Source organism: Mesorhizobium sp. M1312, from assembly GCF_040318115.1.
Classification (GTDB): Bacteria; Pseudomonadota; Alphaproteobacteria; order Rhizobiales; family Rhizobiaceae; genus Mesorhizobium.
The window spans coordinates 18,319-27,263 of the sequence record NZ_JAMYLQ010000049.1; the positions used below are offsets into that span (position 1 = coordinate 18,319).

An 8,945-nucleotide genomic window follows, 5' to 3' on the forward strand; every position below is an offset into this window, starting at 1 on the left:
GGTGATGTGCGGCGCAGCCTCCATTCTGCTCCTCTCAGGATGCAGTGGCTGGCAATCCGCCCTTGACCCGAAGGGCCCGGCAGCGGGCGAGCTCGCGTGGTTGATCTGGTTCTTCACCGCCCTCTGCACTGTGGTCTGGCTGCTGGTGATGACCGTGCTGCTCATGACCCTGATCCGGCGCGCACGACCGATCGGCGATCCGCTTGTCCTCGACGCCACTTCGGAGCGCCACAAGACGCGAATTGTCTTTGCGGCGCTCGGGGCAACCGCAGTGATCCTGATCGGGCTAACGCTGTTGAGTTTCTTTGCCAACAGGACGCTCGCTGCCATCGGCTCGGATGCGGCGCTGACAATCCGCGTGACTGGGCACCAGTGGTGGTGGGAGGTGCGCTATGAAAACAGCCAGCCGAACCGCATCCTGACGACTGCCAACGAGATCCACATCCCGGCAGGCGAGCCGGTGCGGTTCATTCTCACCTCGACCGACGTCATCCATTCCTTCTGGGTGCCGAATCTGGCCGGCAAACTAGACCTCATTCCGGGCCACGAGAATGTTCTTGATCTTAAGGCGGACAAGCCCGGCGTCTATCGGGGCCAATGTGCCGAGTTCTGCGGTGCTCAGCATGCCAATATGAGCACCTTCGTCATCGCCGAGCCTCGGCCCGTCTTCGAGGCCTGGCTGAACGACCAGTTGAGGCCGGCCGTCCCGCCTGCCTCGCCCGAGGCGAAAGCCGGCCATGACCTGTTCCTCAAGCGGCCCTGCGTGATGTGCCACAAGATCGGCGGCACCATCGCCGGCGGCACGGTCGCCCCCGATCTGACCCATGTCGCCAGCAGGCAAACGCTCGCAGCCGGAACGCTGGCGATGAGCCGCGGCAACCTTGCGGCATGGATAGCCGATCCGCAGGGAATCAAGCCGGGCGCCCATATGCCGGTGGTGGATCTGAACGGTGACGAGTTGAATGCGATCGTCGCCTATCTTGAGGGCTTGAGATGAGCAGCGCCGACCTCGCTCACGGACGTGACCTGGCCTCAGAAGGGAAATTGGCCCCCGAGCGCGACGGCCCCCGCGACACTGGCCTCGACGATGACAGCCTTGACCGCTGGCTTGCGCGAACGTGGCAGACTGCACCTGGCATCATCGGCGCGCTTTCGACAGTCGATCACAAAATTGTCGCGCGGCGCTACCTGATCACCGCCTTCGTGTTCCTATGCCTCGGTGGGCTGAACGCGGTCGCCATGCGCGTCCAGCTGTCGGGTCCCGAGCGCGGGCTGATCGGGCCGGACCTCTACAATCAGTTGTTCACGATGCACGGCGTGACGATGATGTTCCTGTTTGCCGTGCCGATCGTGCAGGCGAGCGGCATCTACCTTGTGCCGCTGATGGTCGGCACCCGCAATATCGCGTTTCCGCGCCTTGTCGCCTTCAGCTTCTGGATCTTTCTGTCGGGAGGCATGTTCGCCTGGGTGTCATTCGCGCTCAACATGGCGCCTGATGTCGGATGGTTCGCCTATGTGCCGCTGTCTGGGCCCGAATTCGGACCAGGCAAGCGCGCCGACGTCTGGGCGCAGATGATCACCTACACCGAGGTCTCTGCACTAGCGGTCGCGGTCGCAACCATCGTGACGGTTCTCAAGCAGCGCGCCCCTGGCATGTCGCTTGACAAGATCCCGCTCTACGTCTGGGCGATGCTGGTCACCTCCTTCGTGGTCGTGTTCGCAATGCCGGCGGTCATGATCGCCTCGACGTTCCTGATCCTGGACCGCCTGGTCGGCACGCACATCTTCAACCCCGCCGAAGGCGGCGACGCATTGCTCTTCCAGCATCTTTTCTGGTTCTTCGGCCATCCCGAGGTCTATATCATTTTCCTGCCGGCGACTGGGATGGTCTCCTCGATCATCGCCGCCTTCGCACGGCGCCCGGTGTTTGGGTATCTGGGGCTGGTACTGTCGCTGATCGCCGTTGGGTTCCTGTCGTTCGGCCTTTGGGTCCACCACATGTTCACCACCGGTCTGCCCAAGCTAGGCGCGAGTTTCTTCACCGCATCGAGCATGTTGATCGCCATTCCGAACGGCCTGCAGATATTCTGCTGGCTGGCGACGCTCTGGGACGGTCGACCGATCATCAGGACGCCGCTGTTGTTCGTGTTCGGCTTCTTCTTCATTTTTGTCGCCGGTGGTCTGACCGGTGTCATGCTGGCTTCTGTGCCGTTGGACCTGCAAGTTCACGACACCTATTTCGTGGTCGCGCATTTCCATTACGTGCTCATCGGCGGGTCGGTATTTCCCTTGCTGGGCGCCGCCTATTTCTGGTTTCCCAAGATCACCGGCCGGATGATGAACGAGCGCCTAGGGCGCTGGCATTTCTGGCTCGCCTTCATCGGCTTCAATGCGGCGTTCTTCCCGATGCACATTGTCGGCATCTGGGGCATGCCACGACGGGTATACACCTATCCCGCGGAGCTCGGCTGGGGTGACATCAATCTGTTCATCACCGCTGGCGCTGTTGTCCTGTTCGTGAGCTTCGCGCTTTTCACCATAAATCTGGTGCACAGCGCCCTGAGGGGCGCCCCGGCCGGCAACAATCCCTGGAACGCAGGCACATTGGACTGGGCGACGTCATCGCCGCCGGCGAGTTACAATTTCGCCCGCATTCCGGTCGTGACGCACGTCGAGCCGCTATGGGCCGAACGTGGCACGCTTCCGGTCGCAACGGGGCTTCGGGTTGATGCACGCGAACTGGTCATCTCAACCGTGGCGGAGGCGCATCCCGACGTGCGCGAAAAGTCGCCAACGCCGTCGATCTGGCCGCTATTCGCCGCCCTCGCAGTCGGGGGCACCTTTCTCTATTCGATCTTCAGCCCATGGGCAGTGGTTTGGGGAGCGGGACCGATCGCCATCACTTTGGTCGGCTGGTTCTGGCCGAGAGGCAGTGCGGAGGACGAGGAATGAAACAGCGTCCTTCCGTCGATCTTTCCGAGCTCCCGACCTTCGGGCATGGACCGCGCACTCCGACCTGGTGGGGCACTCTCGCCTTCATGGCACTCGAGGGCATGGGGTTCGCGCTCGCGGCGGGAAGTTATCTTTACCTCGCCTACCTGTCACCGCAATGGCCATTGAGCGCGCCGACGCCGAACCACTGGCCGGGCACCATCGTGACGCTTTTGCTGCTTGCCAGTCTGGTGCCCAACCACATATTAAAGCGCTATGCTGAGGCCTGCGCGATGGTGCCAGTGCGCATTGGCCTCGTGGTGATGTCGTTACTCGGGATCGCACCGCTTGTCGTGCGCTGGTTCGAGTTTCCAGCCCTCAACATCTATTGGGACACCAATGCCTACGGCTCTATGCTCTGGGTGTTGCTCGGCCTTCACACCGCGCACCTGATCACTGATGTCGGCGACACGCTGGTGTTGACCGCTTTGATGTTCACGCGCCACGCCAACAGTGGCCGGCGCTTCGCTGACATGGGTGACAACGTCTTCTACTGGGACTTCGTGGTCCTGACCTGGATTCCGATCTATCTCTTAATATATTGGATGCCGAGGCTTGATTGAAATGCGCGCGCTTCGGTCAGGCACGTCATGGGGCGGCCTCTTATCGGGGCCTTTGGCCTGGGCCGTGTCGACGCAACTGAATTACGCCGTTGTGGAATGGCAGTGCGCCCACCGGATTCCTGTCATACCCTTCATCGCACTGGCGCTTGCGATAATGTCTCTGGTTGGCGGGGCGCTATCGTGGCGGGCGCGGCAACAGGGCGGCGCCTCCTTCAAACCGGAGCGCACGCGCGGCACTGAAGCTTTTGTCGCCAATCTGGGCATACTGACTGCAGTGCTGTTTGCGCTGGTCATCATCATGCAGGGCGCCGCCTCGCTCATTCTCGACGAGTGTGTGAGATGAGCTTCGATGCGCTCTTCTCGACCTCGATCTGCTATGGCGGCAGCGCCCCAGGGTGGACGCTGGCGCTGCCGATCACGCTGCCGTTGGCGACGATCGCATTGCTTTATGCGACAGGCGCCATTCGATTATGGCGTAGGAGCGGTCGCGGCCGCCCGTTGCGATCGCAACAGGCCCTGCTGTTCGCTGCCGGCTGGGCCGTATTGGCGTCAGCGCTCGTCAGCCCGCTTCATGCGTTGGGCGAGCGCGTGTTCACCGCACATATGATCGAGCACGAATTGCTCATGGCGGTCGCAGCGCCTCTGCTGGTCGCCTCCCGTCCGGTGGCTGCGATGATGTGGGCACTGCCGATCTCGTTACGGCAGACGCTTGGCGCAGCCGGGCACGCGAAACCGCTTCAGGCCGTCTGGGCCGCGACCAGCCGTCCCGTCGCCGCCACCATCCTGCACGCTATCGCCATATGGGCGTGGCACGTGCCGGGGCTGTTCGAGGCTGCGCTCGAACGCGGTTTCCTGCACTATGCCCAGCATGCCAGCTTCTTCGGCACCGGCGTGTTGTTCTGGTGGGCGCTGCTGCCGCGTCCCGGCCGTGAACAAGCCTATGGCAGCGCGGTCATGCATCTCTTCTTCACCTCGCTGCACACCGGTCTGCTCGGGGTGCTGCTCGTGGTATCGCCGAGACTTTGGTACCCCGAAAATGCCGCCGGCGCGCAATTGTGGCGCCTCAGTCCGCTTGAGGACCAGCAACTCGCCGGTCTGGTCATGTGGGTTCCGGCCGGCCTGATCTACGGTGGAGCTGCCTTGTTGCTGGCAGGCTTGTGGATCCGCTCGAGCGGACAGAAAAGCCGGGAGGCGTCGCTTGCGTTCCGACCTGTCTAGGCTGGTTTTCGGCACTAGCGCCATTGTGGTACTGGCAATTTTAGCGGCGCTGACATTGTGGTTGGAGCGCTCCGATAGAATCGAACGGGAAGCAAATAATGCAACCGGTGGCATTGGTACCCGTGCCATACCGATCATGATGGCCAATGGTTGCGCCGGTTGCCATACAATCACCGGCGTCCCCGGCGCGGATGGACTGGTCGGCCCGCGCCTGGACGCCACCATGGCCACCAAGGTCTATGTCGGCGGGGTTTTGTCCAATAATCCAAAGAACCTGATCAGCTGGATTCGCGCCGCCAGGGAAATCAATCCACATACTGCAATGCCTTCGACGGGCATTTCCGAGCAGGAGGCACGCGACGTCGCGGCCTATTTGTATGCGCTCAGGTGAAGCTAGAAGCTTGTCATCCCGACCAGCGGTCCTGAACAGGAAGTCGACCTCGCGCGGATGTGCCAAGCGAGCGCGGCCGTTCTTACCGAAAGTCCCGTGGCTAGGCAGCTTAATCGGCATAGTCTCCGGCTCGGGATAAGATTCTTACGGCCACATTGATCAGCTCAAATTGAAAACGAGGGATTTCAGGTAGGAAGGAGCCCTCCAGTACCAATCGTCTGGGGCGCGTGGCGTTTTGTTCGGACGGTGTTGCCCGGTGTTGCCGCACCCGGCCTCGCCGCTAACTACTTGGCGAGCGAGAGCGCCATGGAGACGCAAGTCTGGTCAAGTTCCCGATATCGCGGAGGAGCTTCTTGCTGGCCGCTGCGGCGGGACTGGCATTCGCGCCCATGCAAGCCAGTTTCGCTGAGGATGCGGGTATGACGAACAAAATTGTACTTCTTGGCGATTCGGTTTTTGACAATCGTGCCTTTGTGACCGGCGGAGCAGATGTACTGGCCCATTTGGTGCGCCAGCTTCCGATCGGGTGGTCGGCCGACCTGCTCGCCGTCGACGGCAGCGTCATGGCAGGGGTGCGCCAGCAACTGGACAGCCTGCCGGCTGACGCCACTCATCTGGTGGTCAGCATGGGAGGTAACGACGCGCTCGGCGTTTCCTCTGTTTTGGACGCTCCGTCCCGGTCCGTCGCCGACGCCCTGCTAAGACTGGCGGAAATAAGAGAGCAGTTTTGCCTGGAGTATCGGTCGACGTTGAATGCCGTTCTGGCTGCCAAGCTGCCTACCGCCGTTTGTACGATCTACGACGTCCGATATCCGAACCCTGAGGACAGGCGCATTGCGGTAACGGCCCTCTCGGTCCTCAATGACTGCATTACACGAGCAGCCGCTGGGCGCGGCGTTCCAGTGATCGACCTTCGCATTATCTGCGACGAGGACGCCGACTTTGCCAATGCCATCGAGCCTTCGGAACAGGGCGGCGGCAAAATCGCTACAGCGATCGTTTCATTTCTTACCAAGCACGAATTCCGAAGCGGGCGCGCCGAACTGATCGTTCGCTAGAGCGCCGGAATTGACGGCGCCAATGCACCGCGTTAGGCCATTAAGGTCAGCTTTGCCACCGCCTGGAAGCGGACATAGCCGGCGACCATTCTTGAAGTCGCGGTTGCGCATCGCATAGTCGGGGATTTGAAACGTCGTCGATGGCCCGGCGTGAGTCTTGTGACGCGCTTGGAAAGGCGGGTGCGACAGCTTGAAGATTCTTGTGGAACAATGTGTGGGTACACGCAATTCGCAGCCTGGGCCGCTAAGGGCCATTTGTCCGTACGGCATTATCATAACCGACGCGCCGCACCTTGTTGCGGAATCGCGGGCGCGAGAATGTGCCCTCGGACTCAGGCTCTGTGGGGGACGGCTTCCCAAATAATCAACCCGACCAAGTTCTTTTTTGCGGGCTCAACTCAGTTGGCTTTCTTTTCCACATGGGTGCTCCCCATTCGAACCAGATGGATTGCCTCAGACAATTGCAACGAGGGTGGCCGCGCCCAAGCTACCCGTGAGCCAACATGACTCGCCGCTAATCCCGATACCCCGATCATTTACATTAGACGTGATTCCGGGCAGAGGCCGTTCCAATAATTCGCCGGTCTTGATAGCTTTTTCATTGCCGCCTCTGAACAGGTCGACTGAACAGCATCAGCCGAATACCGACTATGAAGGTGATTGCAGATCCGTGGAGAAGGTTGGATTTCAGGTGCTCTCCCTCTACCACCTTCAAAGTCCAAACAATTCTCCGGTTCGATCATTGCCTCCCGAAAGCCCAGCGTGTGCGGTATGTGCGGCCGAAAGCCAGGGAGTGCGGAAACGACGTTCTTCCCCAAAACGATCTCTGAACGCCCATCATTCTCCAAAGCTGGGCGCCTCGCGCTGGGCGTCGAGGGAGTTGAATTCCATGTCGAGCCCCTCCTCCGACGACTTGCGGGTGTAGACGGCGCAGCGGAGCTTTCGCACCACCTGCTTTTTGTCGGGTGAGCGCACGTTCATTACGCCCTCCCCCTCTGGCTCTTCAGGCCGAAAAAGACCAGGCCGTTCCAGCGTGTGCCGGCGATCGCGCGGGCGATTGCCGAGTGCGATTTTGTAGGGCCTGCCATCATATTCGTAGCTGTCGGCCAGGACCGTCGCGCAATGTTCCACCCCCTGCCATTCGCGCATCAGCCTGGTGCCGGCGATGGGTCGGCTATCAGAGCGGGTACCGCGCTCGCGCGAGCGGGGCTCTAGATCTTCGGCCAGTGCAGCCAGCCGCTTCAGTATCTCCGGCTTCAGCCCGCCATAGGCGAGTTCCTGTACTTAGCACGGCCGACATCGCCTGCGTGCTCGCCACAGACGAGCAGGACCTCAAGGCGACCAACGCTCATGAGCTCGAGAGCGGCGCCATCAAGGCCAGCGCAAGGGTCGCCGAAAGCCTCTACCGCAAGGCGACCGGTGAAGGACGTGAGGCAGTTACTGCGGCAATTTTCTGGCTGAAGACCAGGGCGCGCTGGAAGGAGACCTCCATCCATGAGCTGGAGGGAAAACTGGACACATCAGTGACCTTCGTGACCACCTATGAAGACATGAAGCTCCTGTAGGGCGGCATTGCCGACAAGTCATTCCGACTGTCGTTTTGATTTCGAAGTTCGACCCAAGCACGAAATCAAAATCAACCGAACTTCGAAATCACGACACTAGCGCTGGTCCAGCTTCTTCGCAGTCTCCCGCTGCTTCGATTCGATCTCGTCCAGCACTGCTTCTGGCGCAATGTCCCTCTTAATCTCGCCGACTTCTATATCGCTTACGGCTGGTTTTGCATTCAACCGGTCCGCAATCGAATCGACAAGTTCAATAAGCTTTGTCAGTTCGTGCTCCGTCAGCAGGCTGACCTGAAGGTCCAGATCCGCCCGCTTGTCTGCGGCAGCTGACATCCGGTTTTGGCTGATCAGTACAAAGGTCGAGAGGAATATGGCCTCGACGGAAGCTACCATAGCCAATATCACGAATGTCGGATCAAATGGCGGAGTGATCGGTATCCAGCCCAAGTTCGAGACGATCCAGCCGCCATACACGGCCAAGTGAAGGTACACGAAACGTATACTGCCCGTAAAAGAAGTAATCGCCTCAGCGATTTTCTCTTCCAAAGTTGCCTCGCTTGCTTCCTTCGCCCGGCGCTCCTCAATCGCTTTGATATTGCGTTTCAGTGCTTGGCTGAGTTCAGTCGGAGGGGGCGGAGGCAACGTTGGAGAATCCATGGAACACCCCGTTGGATAGCTATCAGTCCTGCCACGCTGGGCAACGAACAAAATCATGGGTGTTCGACTTTGTTCCCGACTAGAGCCGTCTAATCGTTGGCTCCCCTATTTACCCAGGCGATTTCAGGGTCTTAGACGCTTGGCGGCGCCAGAGCCTTCCTGCTGAGGAAGGCAAAACCGAAATGCACTTCAAGGTGTTGAGATGACTTGCTTATTTAGTCTCCGTGCGCAAACTGCAAACGGTGGTTTGCAGTTGCACACCCCTTGGGAACAGCAACATGCCGACCGCAGTCGCGTATTATCGGGTTTCCACACAGCGGCAAGGACGTTCAGGCTTGGGCATGGAGGCGCAGCTTGCCGCGGTGGGCCGCTTTGCTGAAGCCGAGGGAATTGCCATCATCCAGGAGTCCACCGAGGTCGAAACGGGAAAGGGGGCGGATGCACTTGATCGACGTCCGCAACTGACAGCCGCTCTCGCCCTTGCCCGCCAAGCCAAATGCCC

At 60.3% G+C, this 8,945-nt stretch carries 11 protein-coding genes and 1 pseudogene; 9 read left to right on the forward strand and 3 right to left on the reverse strand.

The window, feature by feature from the left end; genetic code table 11:
• Nucleotides 1–4: 4 nt before the first annotated feature.
• From coxB to NKH36_RS32615, 7 genes are all read left to right on the forward strand, one after another.
• Complete coding sequence (gene coxB, locus NKH36_RS32585) at nucleotides 5–997, forward strand: cytochrome c oxidase subunit II (protein ID WP_352965963.1); 993 nt, start codon at nucleotides 5–7, stop codon at nucleotides 995–997.
• A complete protein-coding gene (ctaD, locus tag NKH36_RS32590) occupies nucleotides 994–2,952 on the forward strand; it encodes a cytochrome c oxidase subunit I (protein WP_352965953.1) in 1,959 nt (652 codons plus the stop codon). Before coxB ends, ctaD begins: the two co-directional genes overlap by 4 nt.
• On the forward strand, nucleotides 2,949–3,554 hold the full coding sequence (locus NKH36_RS32595; RefSeq protein ID WP_352965954.1) for a cytochrome c oxidase subunit 3: 606 nt from the start codon (nucleotides 2,949–2,951) through the stop codon (nucleotides 3,552–3,554). Before ctaD ends, NKH36_RS32595 begins: the two co-directional genes overlap by 4 nt.
• A gap of 64 nt (nucleotides 3,555–3,618) precedes the next feature.
• On the forward strand, nucleotides 3,619–3,897 hold the full coding sequence (locus NKH36_RS32600) for a hypothetical protein (protein ID WP_352965955.1): 279 nt from the start codon (nucleotides 3,619–3,621) through the stop codon (nucleotides 3,895–3,897).
• A complete protein-coding gene (locus NKH36_RS32605; RefSeq protein ID WP_352965956.1) occupies nucleotides 3,894–4,772 on the forward strand; it encodes a cytochrome c oxidase assembly protein in 879 nt (292 codons plus the stop codon). The genes NKH36_RS32600 and NKH36_RS32605 overlap by 4 nt, the downstream gene beginning before the upstream one ends.
• On the forward strand, nucleotides 4,753–5,163 hold the full coding sequence (locus tag NKH36_RS32610) for a c-type cytochrome (RefSeq protein ID WP_352965957.1): 411 nt from the start codon (nucleotides 4,753–4,755) through the stop codon (nucleotides 5,161–5,163). Before NKH36_RS32605 ends, NKH36_RS32610 begins: the two co-directional genes overlap by 20 nt.
• A 419-nt stretch (nucleotides 5,164–5,582) precedes the next feature.
• Nucleotides 5,583–6,221: an SGNH/GDSL hydrolase family protein gene (locus tag NKH36_RS32615; protein ID WP_352965958.1), complete on the forward strand. Its 639-nt coding sequence runs from the start codon at nucleotides 5,583–5,585 to the stop codon at nucleotides 6,219–6,221.
• 837 nt (nucleotides 6,222–7,058) lie between these two features.
• On the opposite strand, the gene NKH36_RS34980 is transcribed toward NKH36_RS32615, so the two are convergent.
• Nucleotides 7,059–7,370 carry a hypothetical protein gene (locus tag NKH36_RS34980; RefSeq protein ID WP_502912164.1) on the reverse strand — a complete coding sequence of 104 codons (312 nt, stop codon included), beginning with the start codon at nucleotides 7,368–7,370 and terminating at the stop codon, nucleotides 7,059–7,061.
• Nucleotides 7,353–7,481, reverse strand: a pseudogene (locus NKH36_RS32625) (DUF2924 domain-containing protein); the annotation flags it as partial. The pseudogene NKH36_RS32625 and the gene NKH36_RS34980, both read right to left, overlap by 18 nt.
• Before the next feature lie 47 nt (nucleotides 7,482–7,528).
• On the opposite strand from NKH36_RS32625, the gene NKH36_RS32630 reads away from it, so the two are divergent.
• Entirely contained in the window at nucleotides 7,529–7,786 is a 258-nt protein-coding gene (locus NKH36_RS32630) for a hypothetical protein (protein WP_352965960.1), read from the forward strand.
• Between the two features lie 96 nt (nucleotides 7,787–7,882).
• Here NKH36_RS32630 and NKH36_RS32635 read toward each other — a convergent pair whose 3' ends face one another.
• Nucleotides 7,883–8,443: a DUF1003 domain-containing protein gene (locus tag NKH36_RS32635; protein WP_352965961.1), complete on the reverse strand. Its 561-nt coding sequence runs from the start codon at nucleotides 8,441–8,443 to the stop codon at nucleotides 7,883–7,885.
• Nucleotides 8,444–8,721: 278 nt separating this feature from the next.
• On the opposite strand from NKH36_RS32635, the gene NKH36_RS32640 reads away from it, so the two are divergent.
• The coding region (locus NKH36_RS32640) for a recombinase family protein (RefSeq protein WP_352965962.1) at nucleotides 8,722–8,945 on the forward strand (224 nt) is incomplete at its 3' end.